The organism is Acinetobacter legionensis (assembly GCF_048551735.1).
Classification (GTDB): Bacteria; Pseudomonadota; Gammaproteobacteria; order Pseudomonadales; family Moraxellaceae; genus Acinetobacter.
Window position 1 is genome coordinate 25,998 of record NZ_JBIMBV010000005.1, and the last position, 26,725, is coordinate 52,722.

24 protein-coding genes and 1 tRNA gene are annotated in these 26,725 nt (G+C 38.3%); 10 read left to right on the forward strand and 15 right to left on the reverse strand.

All coding sequences use genetic code 11. The features are described from left to right. Window positions 1-2 precede the first annotated feature (2 nt). Window positions 3-1,502: a cation:proton antiporter gene (locus ACG9ZL_RS05820; RefSeq protein WP_419359395.1), complete on the forward strand. Its 1,500-nt coding sequence runs from the start codon at window positions 3-5 to the stop codon at window positions 1,500-1,502. A 123-nt stretch (window positions 1,503-1,625) separates the two neighbouring features. On the opposite strand, the gene ACG9ZL_RS05825 is transcribed toward ACG9ZL_RS05820, so the two are convergent. Then, the gene (locus tag ACG9ZL_RS05825) at window positions 1,626-2,600 is read right to left on the reverse strand and encodes an alpha/beta fold hydrolase (protein WP_419359397.1); all 975 of its coding nucleotides are present in this window, start codon (window positions 2,598-2,600) and stop codon (window positions 1,626-1,628) included. A 166-nt stretch (window positions 2,601-2,766) separates the two neighbouring features. Here ACG9ZL_RS05825 and ACG9ZL_RS05830 point away from each other — a divergent pair, with 166 nt between their 5' ends. Further along, entirely contained in the window at window positions 2,767-3,081 is a 315-nt protein-coding gene (locus ACG9ZL_RS05830; RefSeq protein ID WP_419359399.1) for an MGMT family protein, read from the forward strand. 48 nt (window positions 3,082-3,129) lie between these two features. On the opposite strand, the gene ACG9ZL_RS05835 is transcribed toward ACG9ZL_RS05830, so the two are convergent. Next, window positions 3,130-3,567: a universal stress protein gene (locus ACG9ZL_RS05835; protein ID WP_336951823.1), complete on the reverse strand. Its 438-nt coding sequence runs from the start codon at window positions 3,565-3,567 to the stop codon at window positions 3,130-3,132. 1,169 nt (window positions 3,568-4,736) lie between these two features. Between ACG9ZL_RS05835 and hppD the strand changes: the two genes are divergently transcribed. Next, window positions 4,737-5,792, forward strand: coding sequence for a 4-hydroxyphenylpyruvate dioxygenase (hppD, locus tag ACG9ZL_RS05840; RefSeq protein ID WP_336951821.1), 1,056 nt, complete (start codon window positions 4,737-4,739; stop codon window positions 5,790-5,792). A 68-nt stretch (window positions 5,793-5,860) separates the two neighbouring features. Here the strand turns inward: hppD and ACG9ZL_RS05845 are convergent, their stop codons facing one another. The 4 genes from ACG9ZL_RS05845 to fahA all read right to left on the reverse strand — a co-directional run bounded on the left by ACG9ZL_RS05845 (window position 5,861) and on the right by fahA (window position 9,618). Then, window positions 5,861-6,640 carry an IclR family transcriptional regulator gene (locus ACG9ZL_RS05845; protein ID WP_336951820.1) on the reverse strand — a complete coding sequence of 260 codons (780 nt, stop codon included), beginning with the start codon at window positions 6,638-6,640 and terminating at the stop codon, window positions 5,861-5,863. 484 nt (window positions 6,641-7,124) lie between these two features. After that, window positions 7,125-7,673, reverse strand: coding sequence for a VOC family protein (locus ACG9ZL_RS05850; protein WP_419359400.1), 549 nt, complete (start codon window positions 7,671-7,673; stop codon window positions 7,125-7,127). Between the two features lie 18 nt (window positions 7,674-7,691). Beyond that, complete coding sequence (maiA, locus tag ACG9ZL_RS05855) at window positions 7,692-8,324, reverse strand: maleylacetoacetate isomerase (RefSeq protein WP_419359402.1); 633 nt, start codon at window positions 8,322-8,324, stop codon at window positions 7,692-7,694. Continuing rightward, window positions 8,311-9,618: a fumarylacetoacetase gene (gene fahA, locus ACG9ZL_RS05860; RefSeq protein ID WP_419327146.1), complete on the reverse strand. Its 1,308-nt coding sequence runs from the start codon at window positions 9,616-9,618 to the stop codon at window positions 8,311-8,313. The genes maiA and fahA overlap by 14 nt, the downstream gene beginning before the upstream one ends. A 352-nt stretch (window positions 9,619-9,970) precedes the next feature. On the opposite strand from fahA, the gene ACG9ZL_RS05865 reads away from it, so the two are divergent. Then, window positions 9,971-11,359 carry an amino acid permease gene (locus ACG9ZL_RS05865; RefSeq protein ID WP_004823234.1) on the forward strand — a complete coding sequence of 463 codons (1,389 nt, stop codon included), beginning with the start codon at window positions 9,971-9,973 and terminating at the stop codon, window positions 11,357-11,359. An 86-nt stretch (window positions 11,360-11,445) separates the two neighbouring features. Here ACG9ZL_RS05865 and ACG9ZL_RS05870 read toward each other — a convergent pair whose 3' ends face one another. The 5 genes from ACG9ZL_RS05870 to carA form a co-directional block, all read right to left on the reverse strand. After that, a complete protein-coding gene (locus tag ACG9ZL_RS05870) occupies window positions 11,446-12,069 on the reverse strand; it encodes a CatB-related O-acetyltransferase (RefSeq protein ID WP_336951816.1) in 624 nt (207 codons plus the stop codon). Window positions 12,070-12,214: 145 nt separating this feature from the next. After that, window positions 12,215-13,099: a class I SAM-dependent methyltransferase gene (locus tag ACG9ZL_RS05875; RefSeq protein ID WP_336951815.1), complete on the reverse strand. Its 885-nt coding sequence runs from the start codon at window positions 13,097-13,099 to the stop codon at window positions 12,215-12,217. Window positions 13,100-13,835: 736 nt separating this feature from the next. Further along, window positions 13,836-14,312 carry a transcription elongation factor GreA gene (greA, locus tag ACG9ZL_RS05880; protein WP_336951814.1) on the reverse strand — a complete coding sequence of 159 codons (477 nt, stop codon included), beginning with the start codon at window positions 14,310-14,312 and terminating at the stop codon, window positions 13,836-13,838. A 92-nt stretch (window positions 14,313-14,404) separates the two neighbouring features. Further along, window positions 14,405-17,638, reverse strand: a complete 3,234-nt coding sequence (gene carB, locus ACG9ZL_RS05885; protein ID WP_419359404.1) for a carbamoyl-phosphate synthase large subunit — start codon at window positions 17,636-17,638, stop codon at window positions 14,405-14,407. Window positions 17,639-17,652: 14 nt separating this feature from the next. Beyond that, entirely contained in the window at window positions 17,653-18,792 is a 1,140-nt protein-coding gene (carA, locus tag ACG9ZL_RS05890) for a glutamine-hydrolyzing carbamoyl-phosphate synthase small subunit (RefSeq protein ID WP_336951812.1), read from the reverse strand. A 319-nt stretch (window positions 18,793-19,111) separates the two neighbouring features. On the opposite strand from carA, the gene ACG9ZL_RS05895 reads away from it, so the two are divergent. Next, the gene (locus tag ACG9ZL_RS05895; protein WP_336951811.1) at window positions 19,112-19,576 is read left to right on the forward strand and encodes a hypothetical protein; all 465 of its coding nucleotides are present in this window, start codon (window positions 19,112-19,114) and stop codon (window positions 19,574-19,576) included. A 114-nt stretch (window positions 19,577-19,690) separates the two neighbouring features. Here the strand turns inward: ACG9ZL_RS05895 and ACG9ZL_RS05900 are convergent, their stop codons facing one another. Next, window positions 19,691-20,230 (reverse strand): DOMON-like domain-containing protein, encoded by a 540-nt coding sequence (locus ACG9ZL_RS05900; RefSeq protein ID WP_336951809.1) that lies wholly within the window; start codon window positions 20,228-20,230, stop codon window positions 19,691-19,693. A gap of 11 nt (window positions 20,231-20,241) precedes the next feature. Beyond that, a complete protein-coding gene (gene yhbY / locus ACG9ZL_RS05905; protein WP_004717326.1) occupies window positions 20,242-20,565 on the reverse strand; it encodes a ribosome assembly RNA-binding protein YhbY in 324 nt (107 codons plus the stop codon). A 199-nt stretch (window positions 20,566-20,764) separates the two neighbouring features. Here yhbY and rlmE point away from each other — a divergent pair, with 199 nt between their 5' ends. The 4 genes from rlmE to ACG9ZL_RS05925 all read left to right on the forward strand — a co-directional run bounded on the left by rlmE (window position 20,765) and on the right by ACG9ZL_RS05925 (window position 24,939). After that, window positions 20,765-21,415 (forward strand): 23S rRNA (uridine(2552)-2'-O)-methyltransferase RlmE, encoded by a 651-nt coding sequence (gene rlmE, locus ACG9ZL_RS05910; protein WP_004717323.1) that lies wholly within the window; start codon window positions 20,765-20,767, stop codon window positions 21,413-21,415. A gap of 179 nt (window positions 21,416-21,594) precedes the next feature. Then, window positions 21,595-23,484 carry an ATP-dependent zinc metalloprotease FtsH gene (gene ftsH, locus ACG9ZL_RS05915; protein WP_336951808.1) on the forward strand — a complete coding sequence of 630 codons (1,890 nt, stop codon included), beginning with the start codon at window positions 21,595-21,597 and terminating at the stop codon, window positions 23,482-23,484. A 127-nt stretch (window positions 23,485-23,611) separates the two neighbouring features. After that, on the forward strand, window positions 23,612-24,466 hold the full coding sequence (gene folP, locus ACG9ZL_RS05920; protein ID WP_419359406.1) for a dihydropteroate synthase: 855 nt from the start codon (window positions 23,612-23,614) through the stop codon (window positions 24,464-24,466). 158 nt (window positions 24,467-24,624) lie between these two features. Continuing rightward, window positions 24,625-24,939, forward strand: coding sequence for a DUF5713 family protein (locus ACG9ZL_RS05925; protein ID WP_336951806.1), 315 nt, complete (start codon window positions 24,625-24,627; stop codon window positions 24,937-24,939). Window positions 24,940-25,126: 187 nt separating this feature from the next. Here the strand turns inward: ACG9ZL_RS05925 and ACG9ZL_RS05930 are convergent, their stop codons facing one another. Continuing rightward, a complete protein-coding gene (locus ACG9ZL_RS05930) occupies window positions 25,127-25,264 on the reverse strand; it encodes a hypothetical protein (protein WP_336951805.1) in 138 nt (45 codons plus the stop codon). A 226-nt stretch (window positions 25,265-25,490) separates the two neighbouring features. Between ACG9ZL_RS05930 and ACG9ZL_RS05935 the strand changes: the two genes are divergently transcribed. Next, window positions 25,491-25,567: transfer RNA gene (locus ACG9ZL_RS05935), tRNA-Met, on the forward strand. Window positions 25,568-25,678: 111 nt separating this feature from the next. On the opposite strand, the gene ACG9ZL_RS05940 is transcribed toward ACG9ZL_RS05935, so the two are convergent. After that, the gene (locus ACG9ZL_RS05940) at window positions 25,679-26,722 is read right to left on the reverse strand and encodes a hypothetical protein (RefSeq protein ID WP_336951804.1); all 1,044 of its coding nucleotides are present in this window, start codon (window positions 26,720-26,722) and stop codon (window positions 25,679-25,681) included. Window positions 26,723-26,725: the final 3 nt, after the last annotated feature.

Below are 26,725 nucleotides of genomic sequence, written 5' to 3' on the forward strand. Positions count from 1 at the left end.
TGATGGGTAACTATTTCTTTCTTCAGGTCTTTACAGTCATTTTTGCGCTTTCTATCGCGACTACAATTTTTAATAAGCGAATATTAGGTTTCCCTCAAGCCATCGGTGTTCCCATTGTCTCTGCAATTTTTGTCTTTATTTTGCAATGGGGCGCCAGTTTACTTAATGGCAATCAATTTATCTCTATTAATATCCATAATATCGAAGAAGCTGTAAGGCATGTCGATTTTTATGATTTTTTAGTCAATGGCGTTATTTGTTTCATTCTGACATCTTCAGCGCTTAAATTTAAAGTTTCAGATTTAAAAGTTTATTGGAAGCCGATTAGTATATTGGCAACGATTGCCTTACTGCTCTGTGCTGTATTTTTTGCAGGATTGGTCTTTGGCTTTCAGTTTTTGATTGGTAATCCAGTCCCAATTTTAGTTTTATTATTACTGGGTTCAGCATTAGGTGCAACAGATCCGATTGGGATCAAAGGTGTTCTCAGTTCAGTACGAGCGCCACATCATCTCATTGTTAAATTGGAAGGTGAATCCTTATTTAATGATGCGATGTGTATCGCGGTCTTCATGACTTTATTAAATGTCCTTGAAGGTGAGCATTTTAGTTTAGTTGCAACATTACAAACATTCTTATATGAAATTGTGGTTGCGGTCATCATTGGTTGGGCTTTTGGTTTAGGAATCTTGCGTTTATTACGTGGCAAGCATGAGATGGAATCATTGATTCTCACAACTGCGTTATTGGCATGTGGCTCTTATCTTGTTGCATTATTTGCTCATGCATCGGCACCAATTGCTTGTGTAATTGGGGGCTTAATCGTAGGTAATAAGTGGAAAGAAATTTTACAGGATCGTGAGATTCGAGAGGTTAATCATTTTTGGCATACAGTAGAAGGGATTATTAATTCTTTTCTCTTCACACTGATTGGTCTAGAAATCTTTATTTTAGACTTAAGCACAAGTCTGATTCTTGGCGGTATTTTTGCATTCTTTGCATTGCATCTTTCTCGTTTTGCTGCAAATTTCTTAGCTTTTGCATTTTTCCCATCATTTCGCAAAAAGAGTTATAACGGTAGTCTAGCTATTCTTTCGTGGGGAGGGGTTCGTGGAGGAATTTCCCTTGCATTGATCCTTGCTGTGGCAAACGTCCCTGAGCTACGTGATTACAGTAGTATTTTAATTGGTTATACCTTCATTAGTGTATTACTTTCAGGTGTGGTCTGTGGGCTGGGTTTACCAGCAGTCATGAATGCATTTTATTACAACCCAAATGAAGAAACACAAGGTTTTAAAGGTTGGTATCAGCGCATGTGCAATAAAATGAATCGTAAAGGTATCAAATATATTGTGGGGGAAGATAACGAAGGACATGAAACCATTACCATTTATAATCCTGAAGCGCTTGTTGACAAGAAAGCTGCAGATGGTGTGGCATCGGTACATCATCCTGAAAAAGCCCAGGAAATGAAGCGATTGGAACATCCTGGTAACTTTTAAACATAGCGCATTAAGCTAAATGAATAGTTAAGGTATAAAACTGAGCGACTAAAAATTAAATATTTTTAAAGGTTTAGCGCCATAAAAAAGCCAGTAACAATACTGGCTTTTTTATTAGAGCTGTTACTTTGCGTTTTTGGCTAAGAAATCGAGGTAAGGTTTCACCAAAAGTTGCTCTTGTTCTAAAATCGGTAAATGCCCGACTCCTTTGAGAATTATCGGCTCTTGTGCATTTTTCAATAAGCCTTTGAGTTCAGCCGCAGCTTCAACATTGATAATTTGGTCTTTGTCTCCCCATGCAATCAATACGGGTTGGTCAATAGAGCGTGCTGCAATTGCAAATGAATCTGGGGTAAATAATTTAGACATGACAATCAGTTGTTCAACCAATTTGGTTGTGTTTGCAGATTGGCTGATCATCAATTTTTCTTGGGCATCTTTTAATTCTTTAGGAATAAAAGGAGGCATGCTGGTTGCGATTTTCATTAAACGATCAAAATCGCCTGGTTTACTGACAATCATGTTGCGTAAAGTTGTTGGATCTTTTAAATAAGGCGTATTGGCTGATTTAAACACACCCGCACTATCAATCAGAAATAATGATTTAGTATCGACAGGGTATTGTGCTGCGTAAAGTAATGAAATAGATCCCCCCATAGAGTGACCTGCGACGTTTAAGCCATTGTCTACTTTAATCGCTTCGGCAAAACGACGTAATTTTTCAGTTAGATTAGGCAATGAATAATCAAAATCATTTGGTACCTTACTGTCACCTTGACCTGGAAGATCAGGAATTATTACATGGTAATAAGGGGTTAAATAGCGTGCAACACGATTCCAGTTGTCACGACTTCCTGCAAGTCCATGAACTAACATGATCGTCGGTTTACCTGCTGGCCCACCTTCACTATATGCCCAGTCAATATCACCTACTTTTACACGTTTGGTTTCCATGCCAGCCCACGCTCGTTCTTGTTGCAGCACACTTTGGATGTCAATTGCTGGAGCAGCATAGCTTGCAGTTGATATACCAACTGTTACCACAGAACCCATTGCCAATGCCGTTGATAAAATCAGTTTGTTGAAGATTCCTTTCATCTTTGAATACTCTTGTTGTTGTATTTGATGTACGATTTAAGATTAGTTTATGTACAGTCAAATTACATTTGCCTAAAATGTTTAAAGCTTATTTTCAAAGTCAATTTAATGTTATTTGCCAAGACGATTATGAATATTATTTTTTATTACTTGATTGATCTGAAAAATGTCAAATCATGAGCTCGCTCAGATGATCTTAAGTGTCATCATTCAAATCCCCAAAGGCAAAGTAGCCAGTTATGGTCAAGTGGCTAAATTTGCAGGCTTACCCAAACATGCACGGTTGGTTGGGCGTGTCTTAGGAAAATTACCTGAAGATCATAATATCCCTTGGTATCGAGTGGTCAATTCACAAGGTCGAATCAGCTTAAAAAAACTGGACGAAAAAGGTATGTGTATTCAGACGATAAAGCTGTTGGCTGAAGATGTGGTTGTTATTGATGGCAAAATAAATTTAAAAAAATATCAATGGATACCATAATTCCTCACTTTCAGATGTAGTGAGGAATCATAAAAGGAATGACAAAAATTATTTAATCACTAAGACTGGGATTTGCAATTCAGTTAATAAACTTTGCGCCACACTGCCCATAATAATTTTTTTTAGCCCCGTACGACCATGTGAGCTGAGAATGACCAAATCAACTTTTAAATCATGTACAGCTTGATTTAAAGTATGCGCAATGTTTTCGCCTTCGAGTAACCGTGTTTCAACTTGAACGCCTTCTGCAGCAAATTGATCTTTAGCTACATTGATATTTGCTTGAATAAATTCACGAGCCCGTTCAATCAGCATATTGCTTTGACCATTTGCCAAATATTCTGATGCAATATAAGGGTCTAAAGTCATCACTTGCACAACCGTGATTTTACTGTTAAATGCTTTTGCAAACTCAACTGCATGTTTCACAACAGATAATGAAGTTTCTGAACCATCAACTGGAACGAGGATATTTTGATAAGCCATGTCTATTTTCCTTATTTTACCGAAAAGCTGAGATGATTATTTATTACAATTCTAAGTTTATAGAACCATCATAACGTGAATATGAGATGAATAAAACCGAGTAAATGTGTATGGATAATTCATATAAATATCATAAATTTAATTAAAAGCATTGGCATCAAGTTACATCGTTTTGTCGCTTTTAAATGCAACTAAATAAAAGATAAATCAATCAATAAAATAAAGATCGAGATGCAATCTAGCACGATCAAAGTAAAGCTTTAAATGGTTTAAATAAAAGACATACACAATTGAGAAAATATAGAGGCTGAATGAAACAATTGGCAAATTGTAAATCCATTTCTTCCTTTAAAATATTTTAAATATAAATACTGAACAGAATAGAACATTACAATTTAAATCATGGATTAAAAGGAAAAGACAATGGAATATCAAACAATTATCGTCGAAGAAAAAACGAAGCTGGATATTTGAGCTTAAATCAGCCTGAACGCTTTAATAGTTTTACAGCGCAAATCTGCCTTGAAATTGTATAGGTTTTAACATAATTGAAAGATGATACTGGAAGCCGCATTATTGTGATTGCTGCGATTGGAATAGCTTTGCGAGTCTGTATGCAAAATGATTTTACCAGCCCAGTTAAAGTTGAGCAGGATTTGCAAAGATAGGTGGGGTAGTCAGCAGATTTTTTTAAAGGTGTTCACGTTTTTTAATGAAAGATAAGCTAAATTTAAAGTACGATAAATGATGTTTATCCTTAAGATTCAAACGATCAAGACATTAAAATGAATGATGTGCTCTGGATTATTCTTTTCCAACAACAGGCAATTGCGGATCAAATCAAAGCAATTCCACAGATTAAAATGGATACTTAAACAGGTCAGTTCAAGCACATTTTGCACAAAAATAGTATGCTCGACTTTATTAAAATAAGAAATAAAATTACACATAACATAATTTGATTATGTATTGCATAAATAAAAGCTTTCTTGTAGGATAAATTTAGTGTTAAACGTCACTGTAAATGCAGCTTAAACTTAGAGCTTTACGTGGACTAAATTATGGAAAGGAAGAGTTCAAATCAGAATATTTTGTCGATTGACCTAAATACCTGTGAGCTTTTCTCGGCATTAAAAAACGGATGAATTTATTCAAATAAGGGAAACTAGATGGATATTTTAGATAACCCATTAGAACTATGTGGCTTTGCTTTTATTGAGTTTGTTTCGACGGAAAATGGATTAGATCAAATCTTTGAAGCAATTGGTTTTGCTAAAGTCGCAAAACATAAATCAAAAAAAGTTTATTTATGGCGTCAGGGTAATATCAATATTATTTTGAATTATCAACCTGAATCTTATGCATCATTCTTCTTTAAAGAACATGGCCCATCAGCATGTGCAATGGGATTTAGAACACGTGATGCAGCCAAAGCTTTTAAAAATGCAATTGAACTTGGCGCAGAGCCAATGTATTCGCAAGCAGGACCAATGGAATTAAATATCCCCGCGATTAAAGGCATAGGCGGTATGCCAATTTTCTTGGTCGATCGTGATATTTATGAAAATGATTTTGTATTCTTTGATGACGAAAATCGCAACCCACGTGGTGCTGGTTTAAATGAAATTGATCATTTAACCCATAATGTCTATAAAGGGCGTATGGATTATTGGGCAAATTTCTATGAAAAAATCTTTAACTTCCAAGAAATTCGTTACTTTGATATTAAAGGTGAATACACGGGTTTAACCTCTAAGGCGCTGACTGCACCTGATGGGATGATTCGTATTCCTTTGAATGAAGACTCAGACAAAGGCAATGGGCAAATCGCCGAGTTTTTGGCTGACTTTAATGGTGAAGGAATTCAACATATTGCTTTTATTACCGATGACTTAATTTCCACATGGGATAAGTTAAAAGGTTTAGGGCTGAAATTTATGACGGCGCCTCCTGAAACTTATTATGAAATGTTAAAAGATCGTTTACCTGATCATGGTGAACCGACAGAAGAACTGCAAAAGCGTGGTATTCTGTTAGATGGCAATACCAAAGAAGGTCAGAAGAAACTATTATTACAAATTTTTTCTGAAAATATGCTTGGTCCTGTGTTCTTTGAGTTTATCCAGCGTAAAGATGACGATGGTTTCGGTGAAGGCAACTTCAAGGCATTGTTTGAATCAATCGAACGTGACCAAATCCGCCGTGGTGTGTTAGAAGCCAAATAACAAAATCGTATTGAAAGTGAAAAGCCAAGAATTAAATTCTTGGCTTTTCACGATCTTTCGCTAAAAACTTAACGTGTTTGTATGTATTGATTTATCGTAGCAACTTCACGTTTAAATAGTTCAAGTTTTTCACTGCCCGCGTTGACTGGTAAAAACATTTCACTGTCTAATGCAACAATGCAAAACTCCATTGCAAGATGCGCATTGAAAATAGGTAAACCCACAGCATTGATGCCAACAAGTAAGTCTCCTTGAGCAATCGCCATACCTTGTTGTAAAGTATTTTCTTTTAAAACAAGAAATTCATCCCAATTGTTTGGTTTAATTTGAATATGATTGAGTGCTACTTTTTCCCATTCTGAGTGCATTAATGGTTTAATTACTGCTTCAGGCAAATATGAGGCAAAAACCCGCCCAGCAGCCGAATTGACTAAGGGCATGATCGAACCTACTTTGGTCACAATGGAAATTGGATGATTTGATTCAATCGACTGTACAACTAAAGGGCCTTTAGGTGACCATTTGCTGATTTGAATACCACAACCAATTTTACTTTGTAGTTCATAAATAAGATGCTGAACAAGTTGTAAAACATCTGTGTGCTGTATACAGTTTAAGCCCAATCGCCAAGCTTGATCCCCTAGCGCATACTGACCATCTTCAAGTTGTTTTGCATAATTCATGCGAATCAGACTAACAAGGTAACGATGTACCTTAGCTGGATGCATATCAAGTTTACTGGACAGCTCTTTTAAAATAATCGGCTTGTTATGCTCCAAAAGGGCATTGAGAACGGCTAAGCCCACCTCAAGTGATTGAACCCCACCAGACAACTTTTCTTCAATCATTGAATAACCCTTAATCTGCATACGATTTAGCAGTGTTCATTTGCTGTCGATATTTGATTTACATATTTAACACATAGTGCCTGAGCATTGTACAAAATAGAAATCATCTTTTTAAATGATTTAAATAGGCGAATGCTATAAGCATACAATTGTTTTTCGAGGTGTTACATATTATTTGTTAAACAACAGTACATCATCAAAAGATCTAGACCATTAAAGTTCAGCCGATAAAAATCGGTATTGGAGTTACAACGCTTCAATACCGATGAGTTCTAGCATTGTCCAACAGCAATATTTTAAATACTGATTGCTGTTGTTAGTTGAAGCTTATATAAGCTTCAGCAAAACGAGCATTGTGTACCATTAAAGCTGCTTATTATGATGTTCAACTAGATATAGGATACCAAATCATGAATTATTCGATTAATAAACTTAGTAAATACCAAGTCGGCTTTGGCACCTAGACATATTCAATTGAGTATGATTATGCTCCCAACTCGTCTTCATGCAAAAAATGAGTATGCTGAGGTGCGCGTTTGGTACGACTCCACTCATCCAGCATTTCTAATTTCATTTCTTCGGTAATTCGTGCAATTTTTGCATCTGCATGCACATCGTTATAGGTTAGTTCTAAACGGTGACCATTGGGATCAAAGAAATAAATCGAGTGGAAAATGCCATGGTTGGTGATGCCAAGAACTTTAACGCCATGTGCTTCGAGATGCTCTTTTGCAATCAGTAGAGTATTCAGGTCTTCAACTTCAAATGCGATGTGTTGAACCCATTGAGGGGTATTTTCGTCACGCCCCATATCTGGTTGAGTAGGCAGCTCAAAAAATGCCAATATATTTCCTTGCCCAGCATCTAAGAACAAATGCATATACGGATCAAAGGCTTTGGTCGAAGGCACATGGTCTTCAGCAAAGGCCAAAATAAAATCCATATTGAGCATTTTTTTATACCATTCCACGGTTTCTTTGGCATCTTTACAACGATAAGCCACATGGTGAATTTTTTTAATCGCAAAGCTCATGATAAAACTCCTTTATCTTTATTCCCAATCAGGTTGTTGTTCTGGAGCAGCATTGAAGAAGGCTGGAAGGGTTAAACAGTGTTGACTAATCGACTCAATCTTTGCAAAAGTGCTTAAATCAATTTCAAAGCGTTTGGCGTTATAGACTTGAGGAATCAAACAACAGTCTGCAAATGTCGGTTGTGTACCAAAACAGAATTTCCCATTTGAATCTTGTAGTTGGGCTTCTAAGCTGTTAAAACCCTCTAGGATCCAGTGTTGGTACCAGTGTTTTTTTTGCTCGTCACTGAGAGCAAGATCATCTTGTAAATACTTTAAGACTCTTAAATTATTTAACGGATGAATATCGCAGGCGATCGCTTGTGCAAAAGCACGTACTTTACTTCGCGTGACGATATTTTCAGGCAATAATGAAATTGCTGGATAACGTTCTTCAAGATATTCCAAGATACTGAGTGACTGTAAAAAGCTTTGATCTTCATCCACTAAAGTTGGAACACATTGGCTTGGATTAACGGCTCGGTAAAGCTCTAGTAGTTGCTCATTCTTGACCAAATGCACGGGTTGTATTTCATAACTCAGTTGTTTGAGATTCAGTGCAATCCGAACCCGATAAGCCGCAGAGCTACGAAAATAACTATACAGTTTCATAGCTCAAGTCTTCTGTTTGATGGAAGCTAAACTGGCGCGCTGGCAAAATGCGATTGGCAACCTCACCAAAGCCCACACGGATCCCTGCTTTTTCACAGTAGCCTTTCATCACGACACGGTCACCATCTTGCAAGAAACCACGTTTTTCTCCATTCGAGAGAGTTAGCGGTTTGGTGGTATTCCATGTCAGTTCAAGTAAGCTACCATAAGCATCTTCTGTAGGACCTGAAATTGTGCCTGAACCCATCAAGTCACCGACTTGGACATTACAACCTGCAACTGTGTGGTGGGTGAGTTGCTGTGCCATAGACCAATACATATATTTAAAGTTGGTTTGGCAAATCACATCAGCTTGTGTTGATAGAGGGCTTTGAACCTCAATACTGAGGTGAATATCATAGCTGTTGGCAATATTTTCTTCTAAATAGCAAAGTGGTTTAGGTTGTTGTTCTGGACCTTTGACTTTAAACGGTTCCAGTGCTTGCATGGTCACCACCCAAGGTGAAATTGCACTTGCAAAAGTCTTGGCGTTAAACGGGCCTAATGGTACGTATTCCCATTGTTGAATATCACGTGCCGACCAGTCATTGAGCAAAACCATACCAAAAATATGATCCCAAGCATCTGCAATCACGATAGGCTCACCCAATTCAGTCGCTTTGCCAACGATAAAGGCAGTTTCTAATTCAAAATCGAGTTTACGTGTTGCAGAGAAAACAGGGCGTTCTTGATCAGGTAATTTGATTTGCCCAGAAGGTCGAACAATATCTTTGCCACTGACAATCACAGAGCTGGCACGACCATTATATCCCACAGGAAGTTCGCTCCAGTTTGGAAGCAATGCATTCTTAGGATCTCTAAACATGGTTCCGACATTGGTGGCATGTTCTTTGGACGAGTAGAAATCTGTATAGCCAGAGACTTGAATAGGTAAGTGCAAAGTGACTGTATTTTGCTTAAATAATGCGTTTTGGCGTAAAACCACATCATCACGAAGTGTTGGATTTTCAGCAGAGAGTAGACTTTGTAATGTAGTACGAACCTTTTGCCAGTTGTGTTTACCCGTTTCTATAAATTTATTCAGTGTCGCTTGATTAAAACAATCTTGATGTCCATTGATCGCTAATAGTCCATGTGCCTCTAAGTGGGCAAGGTCTATGACCCAATCTCCAATGGCAACACCCACTCGTTTTGTGCCTTGGGGTGTTTCACTAAAAATACCGTAGGGCAAATTATGTATGGTGAAATCTGATTGTGAGTCAATTTCAAGAAAACAAGTTAAATGTGAGCTCATGATTTGCTTTCCTTGTCTTTAATTTTGTTAGAGAAGATCAAAATCTTTGATATTTTTCTTAAGTATTTGAAAAACAAATGAATATAGATTTATTTAAATGCCTTATTCAAATGACTCAAGCAAGCTGTCAGTGTCTTATGATTTCTATCATACTGAAAATATTTAATTACGCAATACATAATTTAATTACATAATTCATAATAATTGTTATTTGTTGAATTTTCTGCTTATATGCGCGGTTATGAGAAAAGTAAATCAATTATTTTTCGATTAGATATAGGCATTTTTGATTAACTTATGATATACGTAATTTTGAATACAAAAATTACGAGACAAGGATGAGAATAATCATATGTCAAAACATGAGCAAGGAAACCTGAAACATGGTTTAAGCAATCGGCACATCCAGCTTATCGCGCTAGGTGGTGCAATTGGTACAGGATTGTTTCTGGGTATCTCGCAATCGATTAAGCTTGCAGGTCCTTCAGTCATACTCGGTTATGCGATTGCTGGATTTATTGCGTTTTTAATGATGCGACAGTTAGGTGAAATGGTGGTGCAAGAACCAGTCAGTGGTTCATTTAGTCACTTTGCATACAAATACTGGGGCTCATTTGCAGGTTTTATGTCTGGCTGGAATTATTGGGTACTCAATGTTTTGGTCTGTATGGCAGAGCTGAGCGCAATTGGTCTTTATATTCAATATTGGTGGCCTGAAATCCCAACTTGGATTTCAGCATTGGTGTTTTTTGTTTTAATCAACGGTATCAACTTATTGCATGTAAAATTTTTTGGTGAAATGGAATTTTGGTTCTCTATCGTCAAAATTTTGGCAATCCTAGCCATGATCGGCTTTGGTTCCTATCTACTTGCAACAGGTACAGCAGGGCCACAGGCAAGCATTAGTAACCTTTGGGCATTGGGTGGGTTTTTCCCATTTGGTGTGGAAGGTTTAGTCATGGCAATGGCTGTGATTATTTTTGCCTTTGGTGGGATTGAGCTATTTGGTATTACTGCAGCAGAAGCGCGTGATCCTGATAAAACTTTGCCTAAAGCAGTCAATCAAATTATTTATCGTATTTTGATTTTCTATATTGCAACACTGTTTATCTTATTTGCACTTTTTCCATGGAACCAAATGGCAGAAGGTGGTAGCCCATTTGTAATGGTATTTGCTTCACTGGATAGTCATGGTGTTGCGACCTTACTGAATTTTGTCATTCTTACCGCAGCTGTTTCGGTGTATAACGGGACCAGTTATTGTAGTAGTCGAATGTTACTTGGTTTAGCACAACAGGGTAATGCACCGAAGTTCCTTAAGCATATTAATAAGCGTGGTATTCCAACCAATGCGGTTTATGTTTCAGCTTTTGTTACGGTTTTATGTGTACTACTCAATTATGCATTTCCAGAAAAAGCATTTGGTTTATTGATGATGTTAGTGGTTGCTGCAATTGTGATTAACTGGGTGGTTATTTCATGGACTCATTTAAAGTTCCGTAAAGCCATGCAAACACAAGGGCAGACCACCAAGTTTCCAAGTATTGCTTATCCATTCAGTAATTATCTTTGCATTATCTTTATGTTGGGTATTCTGGTGGTAATGTCATTCACCGAGAATATGCGTATTGCGGTAATGATGATTCCAGCATGGATTCTTTGTTTGATGCTTGCTTATTATCTGAAACAACGAAAGTTAAAAAATGCACAACAAAATGTTGTGTTAAATTCTGATGTGTAGCAAAAGATTTTAATCTTTGCAAAAGGGCTAAATTGATATTTAGCCCTTTTTGCTTTTTGTGTGATTATTAACCTATACCGAGGGTATTATTCTGCTGCTTTTAAAAAATCAATCAATTGATTGATATCATCGCTTTGTAATTGTTCACGAATTTTTAAAACCTGCTTCTCATCTAAATCATACAATTTAACTGATTGTAATTTTTCAGTCTGATCCTGAGAAAACCGATATTTAATGAGTTTTGCCGGTACACCACCGACAATTGCATACGCTGGCACGTCTTGAGTGACGACTGCACCTGTAGCAACGATGGCACCTTCACCTAGCGTTACCCCTTGCATAATCATGGCACGACTGCCAATCCAACAGCCATCGCCAATCACTGTATCCCCAGCGGGTAAAAAGCTACGGGTATCAAAAGGAAATGTAGAGATCCAGTCAGAGCGATGTAATTGATTGCCACCCATCATGACCACACATTCCGCCCCAAAACAAACAAAGTTACCAATATATAATTGGTCAATTGGTTTCTCTACAGTTGACGGCTTATCATGCAAATAACGCACCACGCAACGTTCAAATCCCTGATCCCAATATGCCGAATAATAAGAATAATTTCCTTTAATATGAATATTGGGATTTTTCACAGTTTTAGAAATAAACTCAAATTCGCACCAGTGTTTTACGGGGGAGTGAATAGCGTCAGTCATGGGAGTACAAAAGCTTAAGTGCAAGGGCTAGAGCGCGCATTGTAACCTTAGATTGAACTTAGATCTTGATCAGCAATTAAAAAATATTCAGTGTATTGGGTTTAAACATCAATTCTTCAGCTATTCCTTGGCTGGTATTCAAGTATTAACCTATTTTTAAATGGATCAAATGCGTGGCATGGGTATGACGAATATGATCAGCACGATGGTTAAAGTAACGATGGGTAATGTCTTTACCTGATAAATCTTCAACCACCTGATAACCCATCATTTCAACTGCATGATGCAATGCTTGCGAAGCAAACGCACCAATCAAAGGCTCTTTTAAGAAACGGGTGAACTGTGACACTGCGAAGCTACCCAAACGCTCAATACCTTGTAAGACTTTATAATCAATCGAATAATCCATCACAACTTGGCTATTTTTGCCAGTAAAGGATGCAATGTTGTGTAAGGTTGCTAGGGTTGCTTGTGGGGTTAAATAATGGGTTGTGCCCAGCCATGAAAAAAATGTGGCTTGGGTGTTTTGAAATCCACTACGCGCCAAAGCATCAGACAGTTTTTCTTTTTCAAAATCAATGCCAACAAATTCCACATTGCTTGGGAGCTCACCTGTATTACTAAGCTTTTTTAATTTTTCTAATTTGGTTCTTTGTGTATCAGGATGATCAATTTCAAATATTTTGAGTTGGGGGTATTGCTGGGCCAAGCGTAATACAAAAGAGTCTAGACCAGCGCCAACCAATACATATTGTTGAATATGATCATGTTCAATCGCTTGTTTTAAAAGATCTTCTGTATAGCGAGAACGTCCAACCACTTGGCCTGTCAATTTACCAAAAGTTTGATTCATTAAATTGGAGTTTAACGCTTTACGTAGAAGAGCATTATTTAAAAGTAAACGCCATTGTGAATTGGTCATTTCAAATGCATAAGGGTCAGAGAATACTGGATCGTTGGCATTTAAATGATGATTGGCTCTAATTGCTGCCGCTGCTTCAGCAGTTTTACTTGCTCGTCCTGCTTTCATTCTCGTTCTCAATGAATTTTAATTTTTCCTCAATGTAATGCATCGAAAATATTTAACAATGGCAATTTACTTTGAGCGGTTGGTGATAAATGCTAGTTTTCTTCGAATTCGTATGGCGGATGCATCATATTTTGCTTGGAGCAAGATTTGAGAAATGTATGGATGATGTTTGATATTTATTAAATAGATACGTGATCAGTGTTAATTTCTATGTGAATGCAGGATTGTTCTGATGTGAATGTTTTTAAACTTTTTATCTATATAGCTAAACCTTCTAATTGTATATACAAATGATTTGCATCCTGTCATTGATCATCAATGAAGCTTATGTTTTTGTATGAACTTGAGAATTTTCGGCTATGAATAAGTTTTTGTATTTTTGAATTCTAGATGATTATCCTACTGTGGGGCGACATGGATGTTGCCCTTGATGTTTGGGAATGCAGGGGTACAGGATGTACCCTTTGCCTAAACAAAGCTATTTAGACTTTAAATGTAATGTGTGGCATTGCAAGCTTTTTATAATTGAATAATTTATTTCTACATTTTTTTGATTTTATTAAGAATATTAATCATTGAAATTGTATTTTTGTGTCTTAGGCTTTGACAAAAATATTTTGAGTCGTTTTGTCTTAGTCAATAACTGATGGTTGAATATAAAAGCGATTAGTTTTTTGTTATTCATTTTATATTTTTAGCTCAATAAAAAGGGCTGAATCATCAGCCCTAGTATGTGTTAAATATATTCAACACTCACCACTTCATATTCCACTTCACCTTGTGGTGTAGTGATTTTAGCTTCGTCACCTTCATTCTTGCCAAGAAGACCACGCGCAATAGGCGAGTTCACTGAGATCTTATTGATCTTAAAGTCAGCTTCATCATCACCTACAATCTTATAGGTTTTCTTTTCTTCAGTATCCAAATTCTCAATGGTTACCGTCACACCAAAAACCACACGACCAGTTTGCTCAAGTTCCTTAACATCAATAACTTGGCAAGCACCAAGTTTACCTTCGATGTCTTGAATACGACCTTCACAAAAACCTTGTTGTTCGCGCGCTGCATGGTATTCTGCGTTTTCTTTTAAATCCCCATGTTCACGTGCTTCTGCAATTGCTGCAATAATACGTGGACGATCAACAGATTTGAGCTGTTGCAATTCTTTCTCTAAGGCTACCTTGCCTTCAGGAGTCATAGGATAACGTTGCATTGTTGTCCCTCAGTTCAGTATTTAAAAAATACAGGTTTATAAAATGAAAAAAGCCCGCCACCGATAAGATGGCGGGACTTATCGGAAACGAATTAACCTAGTGTTTGCAAATCTTGCAAGCGATATACATCCATTGGCAATTTAATTGCTAAAGCTTGGCATACAGCATCAGCACCATTCAAGGTAGTTGTGTAATACACTTTACCTTGAAGAGCAGAGCGACGGATTGAGAATGAATCCTGCTGAGCTTGTTTACCTTCAGTAGTATTGATAATGAGGTGAATCTCGCCATTTTTCAAGCGGTCGACAATATTTGGACGACCTTCAGTTACTTTATTCACACGTTCACATTCAATACCAGCCTCTTTAATGACATCATAAGTACCGCCAGTTGCGATAATTTTGAAGCCTAAATCAACCAATTGTTTCGCAATACCCGCGGCACGAGGCTTATCTGAATGACGTACTGAAATAAATACGTGCTTCACTTCACCATCAGTTGGTTTACCTGGTAAGCGATCGTTAGAGCCTAACACAGCTTTATAGAAAGCTTCACCAAAAGTTGTACCAACACCCATCACTTCACCAGTAGATTTCATTTCTGGTCCAAGGATCGGGTCTACACCTGGGAATTTGTTGAACGGGAATACTGCTTCTTTTACAGCAAAATGCGTTGGGATAATCTCTTGTGTGAATCCTTGCGATTCTAAAGATTGACCCGCCATACAACGTGCTGCAACTTTTGCTAATGATTCGCCGATACATTTAGAAACGAACGGTACTGTACGAGACGCACGTGGGTTCACTTCAAGAATATAAACGTCATTGCCTTTAACAGCAAACTGTACGTTCATCAAGCCAATCACACCAAGCTCTTTCGCCATAGCAACGGTTTGACGACGCATTTCATCCTGAATCTCTGCAGAAAGAGAGTAAGGCGGAATTGAACATGCTGAGTCACCAGAGTGAATACCCGCTTGTTCGATATGCTGCATAATACCGCCGATCACCACATCTTTGCCGTCAGATACACAGTCAACATCGACTTCTGTTGCATCATCAAGGAAATGGTCAAGCAGTACAGGTGCTTCGTTAGACGCTTGTACAGCATCACGCAAGTAACGTTTAAGTTCGTCGTCGTTGTATACGATTTCCATCGCACGACCACCAAGGACATAAGATGGACGTACAACCAACGGATAACCCACTTTAGATGCTTCAGCCATACCTTCTTCAGCAGATTTAACAATGCTGTTGCTTGGTTGACGAAGATTCAAACGTTGAATCATCTGTTGGAAACGTTCACGATCTTCTGCACGGTCAATCGCATCTGGAGACGTACCGATAATTGGTGCACCTGCTTCTTCTAAAGCACGAGCCAATTTCAAAGGTGTTTGACCGCCGTACTGTACGATAATACCTTTTGGTTTTTCTGTACGTACGATTTCTAAAACGTCTTCTAAAGTGATCGGTTCAAAGTACAAACGATCAGATGTGTCATAGTCAGTTGAAACCGTTTCAGGGTTACAGTTAACCATAATGGTTTCATAACCATCTTCACGCATTGCAAGGGCAGCGTGAACACAGCAATAATCGAACTCGATCCCTTGACCAATACGGTTAGGACCACCACCGATCACCATGATCTTGTCACGGTTAGACGGATTCGCTTCACACTCGTCATCATAAGTTGAGTACATGTAAGCAGTATCTGACTCGAACTCAGCTGCACAGGTATCTACACGTTTGTAAACAGGGTATACACCCAAGTTCCAACGGTGCTTACGGAATTGTTTTTGCGAAATGCCCATCAAGTCAGCAATACGTAAATCAGATAAACCTTTACGTTTAAATGCACGGATATTGTCAGCGTTCAAATCACCAAAACCTAAAGTTTTGATTTGCTCTTCAGACTGAATGATGTCTTGGATTTGAATCAAGAACCAACGATCGATATTGGTTGCAGCAAATACTTCATCTAATGTGAAGCCATGACGGAATGCGTCAGCAACATACCAAATACGCTCAGGACCTGGCACTTTAAGCTCGACCAAGATTTTATCTTTCGCGCCTTCAGTACCCACTGCAATTTTCTCATCAAAACCACAAGCACCGACTTCAAGACCACGAAGTGCCTTTTGTACAGATTCTTGGAAGTTACGACCAATTGCCATGACTTCACCCACAGATTTCATCTGTGTCGTGAGTGTTGCATCAGCTTGTGGGAATTTCTCGAAGTTAAAGCGAGGAATCTTGGTTACAACATAGTCGATTGCAGGTTCAAACGATGCAGGCGTTGTTCCACCAGTGATGTCATTTTTCAATTCATCAAGGGTATAGCCCACTGCAAGTTTTGCTGCAATTTTGGCAATAGGGAAACCTGTTGCTTTAGACGCAAGCGCAGAAGAACGAGATACACGAGGGTTCATCTCGATCACAACCATACGACCATCTTTCGGGTTGATACCGAACTGAACGTTTGATCCGCCTGTCTCTACACCAATTTCACGTAGCACCGCTAAAGAAGCATTACGCAGTAATTGGAACTCTTTATCTGTTAGTGTCTGTGCAGGTGCAACAGTAATGGAGTCACCGGTATGCACACCCATTGGATCGAAGTTTTCAATGGTACATACAATGATACAGTTGTCGTTTTTGTCACGAACAACTTCCATTTCATATTCTTTCCAGCCAATTAATGATTCATCAATCAATAATTGTTTGGTTGGAGAAAGATCAAAACCGCGTTCACAGATTTCAATGAATTCTTCTTTGTTATAGGCGATACCACCACCTGAACCACCCATCGTAAATGATGGGCGGATAATCACAGGGAAGCCGAAACGGGCTTGAATTTCAAGCGCATGTTCCATACTTTCTGCAACATCAGCACGTGGGCATTCCAAACCAATTTTGCGCATTGCGATATCGAAAAGTTTGCGATCTTCCGCTTTTTCGATGGCTTCTTTGGTCGCACCAATCAATTCAACATTGTATTTTTCTAAAATACCGTTGGCATCTAGTGCCAATGCACAGTTTAATGCCGTTTGACCACCCATTGTTGGAAGAACCGCATCTGGGCGTTCTTTCTCAATGATTTGTGCAACAGTTTGCCACGTAATCGGTTCGATATACGTTGCATCTGCCATAGTCGGGTCAGTCATAATGGTGGCTGGGTTAGAGTTCACCAAAATAACACGGTAGCCTTCTTCACGAAGGGCTTTACATGCTTGCGCACCTGAGTAATCGAACTCACATGCTTGCCCGATGACAATCGGACCCGCACCAATAATTAAGATGCTTTTAATGTCTGTACGTTTAGCCATGATCGCTTCCTTAATTACTTCTTAGATGCTTCAATAAGTTCGATGAAATGATCGAACAATGGGGCACAGTCATGTGGACCAGGGCTTGCTTCAGGGTGACCTTGGAAGCTAAACGCAGGTTTATCTGTACGATGAATACCTTGTAAGGTTTGATCGAACAAAGATTTATGCGTAGCTTTGAGGTTTGCAGGTAAAGTTTCTGCATCTACAGCGAAGCCATGGTTTTGAGAAGTAATCATCACTGTACCATTTTCAAGGTTCTGTACAGGATGGTTTGCACCGTGGTGACCATGTGGCATTTTCACAGTTCTAGCGCCAGAAGCTAAAGCTAGAATTTGATGACCCAAACAAATACCGAAAACAGGTAGGTTTGTAGTTTCAACAATGGTTTTTACTGCCGCAATTGCATAATCACATGCTGCTGGATCGCCAGGTCCATTTGACAAAAATACGCCATCTGGATTTAACGCCAATACTTTTTCAGCAGGTGTTTGTGCAGGAACAACAGTTAATTTACACCCACGGTCGGCAAGCATACGTAAGATGTTGGTTTTGACACCGTAATCGTATGCAACAACATGAAACTTTGTTTCAGGTTGAGAAAAGCCTTGGCCCAGTGTCCATGAGCCTTCAGTCCATTCAAAACCTTGTGGGTCACAACATTCTTTCGCAAGGTCTAAACCATCTAGACCACCAAAGGCACGTGCTTTTGCAATAGCTTCTTCTTCAGTAATATTATCGCCGGCAAGAATGCATCCGTTTTGTGCGCCTTTGTCACGTAAAATACGTGTCAATTTACGAGTATCAATATCTGCAATGGCAACGACATTATGTTGTTGTAAATATTCGCCAAGAGACTGAGTAGCTCGGAAATTGCTGTGTAATAACGGTAGGTCACGAATGATTAAACCATTCGCCCAAACTTTATGAATTCGACCTGATTCAGCGTCTTCTTCATTACAACCAGTATTACCGATATGAGGATAAGTTAAAGTTACAAGTTGCTGTGCATAACTAGGGTCGGTCAAAATTTCTTGATAACCAGTCATGGCAGTGTTAAAAACGACTTCACCAGTCGTACTTCCCGTAGCGCCGATCGATGTACCTTTAAAAACAGTACCGTCAGCAAGGGCTAAAATGGCGGGGGTGCTCAAACCATAGCTCCTGAACTAAAACCACAAAAATAGGGCTGTAAAAAAGCGAGTAGACGAAAAAAAAGGAAGGCTTACTAAATCCTACCCTCCTCTTGTCTGCTCGCTTGTAACTTAACAGCGCATTATACGCATGAGCCCCTCGAAAGTCTATTTTATTTCGAGGGATAATCTAAGATAAATACCTTGCTATTTATCATTAATTCTGCTTTTAAAGTGAAATATTTGAAATTGTAAGTATTTAATTATTGTTAGACAAATCAAAATCTAAAATTTATCTTTTCAATGTATCTTATTGACTCACATTCCAGGGGGAATCAATATGACAATATCTAAAGAAAGTGTTACAGAGAAAGTAACCAAAGACACCGCAGCTTTGAAAGAAGTTGTAACTGAAACTACAGAGAACTTAGAGAAGTTAGGTAAAGAAGCGCAGCAGAAAGTTGCTGAAGCTGTTACAGAAACTAAAACTAAGCTTGAAGCAGAGTCAGAGCAATTAACTGAGCAAGTTCAAGATCAAGTACAAAACTTTAAACAAGATTTGGTGCAACGTCTTGATGTGATCAAATCACAATTTTCCACTTCACAAAAAGATTTGGCTGAATTGGCTGATTTCTTAAAATCAGAATTAAGCATTTTAGTGAAAGAGTTAACTGAAGTTGGTAAAGAAATTCGTGAAGACGTTTCACAAATTTCGAGCAAACATAAAGTTCAGTTAACTGAAACTTTAAAGCGTTCTAAAGATCACACTTTAGAAGTTTGGAATAAAGTAACGACAAAACAATAAGATATGTAAGGCTTATGTTTTAAGAAAAGCTATTTTTAAGAAAAATGGCAATAAAAAAGTGAGGCAACTAGCCTCACTTTTTTTATTTTCAAGCTCAGTTTACATAATTGTAGTCTAAAATGTATGTAACCAATCACGTTTATTGTGAAAGTCGGCCTGTTGGCCACTGTGTTGCATGGCAAAGAAATGTTGACCTTGCGTGGTATTTAAAACAGCGCTTAAACCCAAAAATAAGTCTGACCATTTTAATTTATTGGCAAGCATAAACTCGCTAAGATCTATGCTGACATTTAATCCATAATGTGTGCGCTTTAACTGATTTAATTCAATGTCATAAGCAGCGACTGGTGGCATATTTTCAGGATAACGATATTCTTCAAATTGATAAGCTTGCCAAGCTTGAGAAGGGGATAGATTAATTTCACGATAATAATCTTCGCCTTGCACACCTATAAAAATCTCAAAACAGGTATTTTCCCAAAGCAAATCCTGACGCGGATTTGCTGTAACCAGTTCAGGATAAATTATGAATTGATTGGGATCTCTTAACCAATAACCGACATTGAGCGTATACGGGCTAATTTGTTCAATCGCACCAACTAGGGAGATACTTTGAAAACGACGATCAAATGCATTCAGTTCGAAACTTGCCATGAAAATAAATCTTAATTTGAAAGATGAGCGTGGCGAACTAAATTAGACAATTTTGGATTTTGTTTCGCAGCTTTTTTATAAAGCAATGCAATTTTACCAATTGTTTGAACAACTTCAGCACCAGTAACATTTGCAATTTCAGTAATCGTTGCAGCACGTGCTTCGCGGTCTTCACCAGTAACCTTGACTTTAATTAACTCGTGATCATTTAAAGCACGATTTAATTCTTCAACGACACTTTCAGTCAAGCCTTTATCGCCAAGCATTACAACAGGATTTAACGCATGGCCGATTTGACGTAAACGTTTACGTTCTTGGATAGATAGAGCCGCCATATAAAGATAACCTAATTTTAGAAACGACTTAGTATAACAAAAGCCATATCACTACGCTGTAAATTCTGTAGAAATAATCGATGAAGCTTATTCAAAAAAACATATCAATATCTGTCGATTTAAATCAATATGAATACTGCAATGAGATTTTTTTTCACGTACAATCAGAAGTTAGTTATCGGTTTAGATCAAGAGAGTTATGGCTACACGCATTACCAACCAGAAGTTATCCAAAAGTAGTCGTGCGTGGATGAGAGAGCATTTAGATGACCCTTTTGTGAAAAAAGCACAAAAAGAAGGTTACCGAGCTCGCGCTGCATATAAACTTCTTGAAATTCAAGAAAAACACAAAATGATTAAACCAGGTATGACCGTGGTTGACTTGGGTGCTGCGCCAGGAAGTTGGTCGCAAATCGCTGGTAAACTAGTTGGTGATAAAGGTTTAGTGATTGCTTCAGATATTTTGGAAATGGATGCTTTGCCTGATGTTACCTTCTTACAAGGTGATTTTAGAGAAGAAGAAGTTTTCGAAAAATTGTTAAATATTTTAAATGGACGCACTGTAGACGTTGTAATTTCAGATATGGCCCCCAATACATCAGGTAATAGGGCTGTAGATCAACCTCGCCAGATTTACTTGTGTGAACTTGCGTTAGATTTTGCCAACAAGGTTCTTGGACCAAAAGGGCAGTTTTTAGTTAAAGTTTTCCAAGGAACTGGTTTTGATGAGTTCCGAAAGCAAGTCGTGGATAGTTTTGATGTGTTAAAAACAGCAAAACCAGCTGCTTCACGTGCACGTTCAAAAGAAGTTTTTTTAATTGGACAGGGCCGTAAAAAAGTTTCGCAATAGGTGGTGGTTTTAAGGTATGTTCATTCTTCGTAATGAATTGCCAACAAATACTTGCCAAGTTGTTAAAAATTGTGCATTTTGTACCTTTTTAACCTTTATTGCGAAATTCATTACTCGCTTTTTGTTACGATCAAGCAAGATTGAGCCTGATCAAAATAGTTATATATGGGAATAAAGCTTTGAGCGATTACTTCAAAAATGCCGTATTGTGGCTGGTCATACTGGGTGTGCTGATCTTAATTTTCAGCAATCTCAGTGACCGCAGTAAGCCTTCTGCGATGAATTATTCAGAATTCGTCACAGCGGTGAATGCTGGTCAAATTAGTAAAGTCACAATTGATGGTGAAAGAATAAGCGGCGAAAAAAAGAACGGTTCGAACTTTGAAAGTATTCGCCCAGCAGTTCAAGATCCTGAATTGATGCCTACACTCATCAAAAATAACGTTGTTGTTGAAGGTACTGCACCTCAACGTCAAGGTTTATTGATGCAACTTCTCATCGCAAGCTTTCCTGTGCTTTTAATTATTTTATTGTTCATGTTCTTTATGCGTAACATGGGTGGTGGTGCAGGTGGTAAAAATGGACCAATGAGTTTTGGTAAATCTAAAGCGAAAATGCTTTCAGAAGACCAAATCAAAGTGACCTTTACCGATGTTGCTGGTTGTGATGAAGCAAAACAAGAAGTTGTAGAAATCGTTGATTTCTTGAAAGACCCCGCAAAATTCAAACGCTTAGGGGCAACGATTCCTAAAGGCGTATTGATGGTTGGTCCTCCAGGTACAGGTAAAACTTTACTTGCAAAAGCGATTGCTGGTGAAGCCAAAGTTCCATTCTTTAGTATTTCAGGTTCTGACTTCGTTGAAATGTTCGTTGGTGTTGGTGCATCTCGTGTGCGTGACATGTTCGAACAGGCGAAACGCCATGCACCATGTATCATCTTTATTGATGAGATTGATGCAGTCGGTCGTCATCGTGGTTCAGGTACAGGTGGTGGTCATGATGAACGTGAACAAACACTAAACCAAATGCTTGTTGAAATGGATGGTTTTGAAGGTAATGAAGGAATTATCGTCATTGCGGCAACAAACCGTGCGGATGTACTAGATAAAGCATTACTTCGTCCGGGGCGTTTCGACCGTCAAGTGATGGTGGGGCTGCCAGATATTAAAGGTCGTGAACAGATCTTGGCTGTGCATTTAAAGAAACTTCCTTCGGTAACTGGTGTTGATCTTAAGGTATTGGCACGTGGTACACCTGGTTTCTCTGGTGCGCAATTGGCGAATCTTGTCAATGAAGCTGCATTATTTGCTGCTCGTCGTAACAAGAACACCGTCGATATGCATGACTTTGAAGATGCAAAAGATAAGATCTACATGGGTCCTGAGCGTAAGTCGATGGTGATCCGTGAAGAGGAACGTCGTGCAACTGCTTATCATGAAGCAGGTCATGCCATTGTTGCAGAAATTCTTCCAGGGACTGACCCTGTGCATAAAGTAACAATTATGCCACGTGGTTGGGCTTTGGGTGTAACTTGGCAATTGCCAGAACATGATCAAACCAGCCATTACAAGTCTAAGATGTTGAATGAACTTTCAATCTTATTTGGTGGTCGTATTGCAGAAGAAGTTTTCATTGATCAAATGTCAACGGGTGCGTCTAACGACTTTGAACGTGCAACCAAAATGGCACGCGCAATGGTGACCAAGTACGGTATGTCAGACAAAATGGGCGTGATGGTCTATGAAGATGAAAACCAAAATGGTTTCTTCGGAAATGTCGGTAGCCGTACAATTTCTGAAGCAACGCAACAGCAAGTTGACCAAGAAGTACGTCGTATCCTAGATGAACAGTATCGTGTTGCACGTGATATCCTTGAAAATAACAAAGATATTGCACATGCAATGGTAAAAGCTTTGATGGAATGGGAAACGATTGATCGTGATCAGATCCGTGACATCATGGAAGGTCGTCCTCCTCAGCCACCTAAGGTTTATGTTGCGGAAAATCCAGTGCTTGATGTAACACCTACAGATGGTCCATCAACGCCACCACCATTGCCAGCGACCTGATCAGTCAGTAAATAAACAAGAGCCTCAATCGAGGCTCTTTTTTTATACAAAAAAATTCACAGATAAAAATCACTGTGTTATTGATTTGAATTGTTAAACTAGCCTGAATTGAATACGGAGAATTGACATGCAACTGATGCCACTACCTAAGCAAATTTTGCAATGTGGGCGTTTGAGTCTGGATTTATCGCAAGCACATGTCATGGGCATACTGAATGTCACTCCAGATTCATTTAGCGATGGTGGGAAACATGATCAAAAAGATCAAGCTGTTGCTTATGCCAAGCAAATGATTGCTGACGGTGCGACAGTAATTGATGTTGGAGGGGAATCTACACGTCCTGGTGCCTCTTCAGTTGAGATTGCTGAAGAAATACGTCGTGTCGTTCCTGTGGTTGCTGAATTAGCTAAATTGGATGTCATTATTTCAATAGATACCTCACAACCAGAAGTGATTTGTGAGGCGGTTAAGGCTGGTGCGCATATTTGGAATGATGTCCGTGCCTTAACTCGTCCACATGCCTTAGAGACTGCTGCAGAGCTCAATATCCCTGTGATTATTATGCATATGCGAGGCGAGCCAACCACAATGAATCATCTTGATCAGTATGAAAATGTTACTCTAGAGGTAATTGCTGAATTACAGCAACGAGTAGATGATGCACTACAGGCAGGAATTCACCCCAAAAATATTTTGATAGATCCTGGTTTTGGTTTTGCTAAAAATGCGCAACAAAATTTAAAGCTTCTTAATGAGTTTTATCAATTGAACAAAATGGGCTATCCAATTTTATCAGCCTTATCACGTAAGCGCTTTATCGGTGAAGCTCTAGATGGTGCAGATGCAAGTCATCGTGCTGTGGGTAGTGTTGCTGCACACTTGCTCAGCATTCAACAGGGCGCGTGTATGGTGCGTGCACATGATGTAAAAGCGATGTCGGATGCAATTAAAGTATGGCAAGCCATGCGCTCTGCAATTTAATGATGAATAGTCAATAGCCCCTGATATTGTTTGATCTTTTTTAAAATTTAGATTATCTACATCTGAAGAATTAATCAGTTAAATTGCTCAATCAATTTGGTGAATTGTATGGTTTGTGTTATATAAGCGCGTGAATTGCTGTTTTATTTTAGGTTGCAATGTTTAACGATCTACTTCTCCCAATGTTCGATGATGAATATTATCCAGATATTCTAGTTGCTGAGGTTAAGCAACTTATTGAAAATTTTGCTAAAAAAGTGGCAAAAACCAGCTTTAGTGATGCAGAAATTTATTCTATGGCAAAACTGACTGTGATTGAAATTAATGAAATGAAGCCACAGTTTGAGGATCTTGATTCTTCTTTGGATGGTACTGCGGCTGATTATATTGCTGAGGCAATGATGATGGTGGTACAAGACCAAGGGTATCTCGATATTGAAATGGAAGAACTTGTTGCAAATAGAGAGTGGTAAGCCACTCTCTATTTTTGCTATGGATTTTTAGAGATAAACAAGTACAGTCAATCAGTCAAAAACTCAGATACAAAAATATAGTTTTTCTTAATTAATATTTTAAATAAATTAATTGCATAGAGAATGATTTTTTTGATTATAAAAAAGCGTGCAATGCCACACCTTACACTCAAAGTTTAAATAACCTTTACGTAGACGATGCCTCACTTTTAGTAGTAGATGCCAAACATTGCGCTGTAAGCACAGCTATGCTTTGTTTTTGCTCATGTTGGGCGAGGGGTACGTCCTGTACCCCCGCCCAACGGAGACGTCCATGTCGCCTCATGATAGGATCATCATCTCATTTGTATGAATAATTAGGTGGTTTACTATAGAATGGCAAGCTTAATTCCTTACTTATATATGCTGCTTATTAAGCTTTTTTTTCGATAAAAACATAAATATGTATTAATTTTAAACATTTAAATATCAATTGCTTAAAGTATGATCATTGCTGCGTTTCTAGGCTTGACGTAGGGTAGATAAGTTTAGATAATGCGCACACAGTTTATGGCTATGTAGCTCAGTTGGTTAGAGCACCGCACTCATAATGCGGGGGTCACAGGTTCAAGTCCCGTCATAGCCACCATTTTTATAGACCATGCTCACTGCATGGTCTCTTTTTTTGCATCATCAAAAGATAAGTAGATAAAAATTAATAAATATTTAGAACATTGAGAAAATCCAGTTGAATGTTTGATTAAGCTTTTTCTGCTAAATAATTTTCTATAAATCTTTGTGTTTGCGTGTCAAGGTAGAATGGTGCAATCAAGGATTGAATAATCTCATCCAATAAGCCATGTTGGTCCAAAGCACCTAGTGTATGCGGAATAAAGCGATCTGCTTCGATAAATAAATCGTTTTGATCTAAGCCAACTGAGTGTAGTAATTCTTGTAAGCTATATTCCCCAAAGTATTCATAAAATGCTTCGACAACATTTAAAATGACCTGTTGCATATATTCTGTTTGACGTAATTCTTTCCAAGTTTCATAGACAAGAATAAAGAATTCTTCAAAATCAATGGATTGAAGTTGAGAGAAAGCCTCTTTTAATGTGCGTTGCTTAACTTCATTCCAAACATGTGTAGCGATATCTGCTAGGTCTTCATTAGGCAGTAGAATGATATTGCTGAGTTGGCTACGTATTGCTGTAGCGAGTTGCTGTTCTAACTTAAGCTCAATATTGTGTTGCTGATCTTGAATAAAGCTGATGACTTTAGCGCCAATGCGGTTATGTTTAACTGTATATTGACGTAGCTGATTGAGCCAAGGGGTATTGTTTTCTAAAATCTGATTGGCAAGCTGTAGGCTAACCTGTTGAATTTGCGGGTTGTGTTGTAAGTTTTCTTGAATATAGTCCCTTAATTGTTCTAATTCTAATATTTTAAACAGCCACAGTTCAAAAGATTCATCTGAGAGTAGATCATTGAAAATGGTTTGGCTATGAATGGCATATTGATGAATTTTTTGAGCGACGACACCAATAAATTCAAGAATGTCAGAGCCTAAATTCAATTCAAAAGCATATTTTTGCACTACAGACTGCAGTTGCTCAAGTTGAATCACATTTTTTAAAAGAATTTTGTCTGCATTCTGATAGGTTTGAGAAATAAAATTTTGAATAAATTGCGGATTTTTTTGATCTAAGAGTTGTTTTTTTATAAAGCGAACTTGCTCAAGCAAGAGTGCTTGAGCAAGTTCCTGAGCAAAGCTCGAAGGGGGTGGTGAATTATTCACATTCACGAG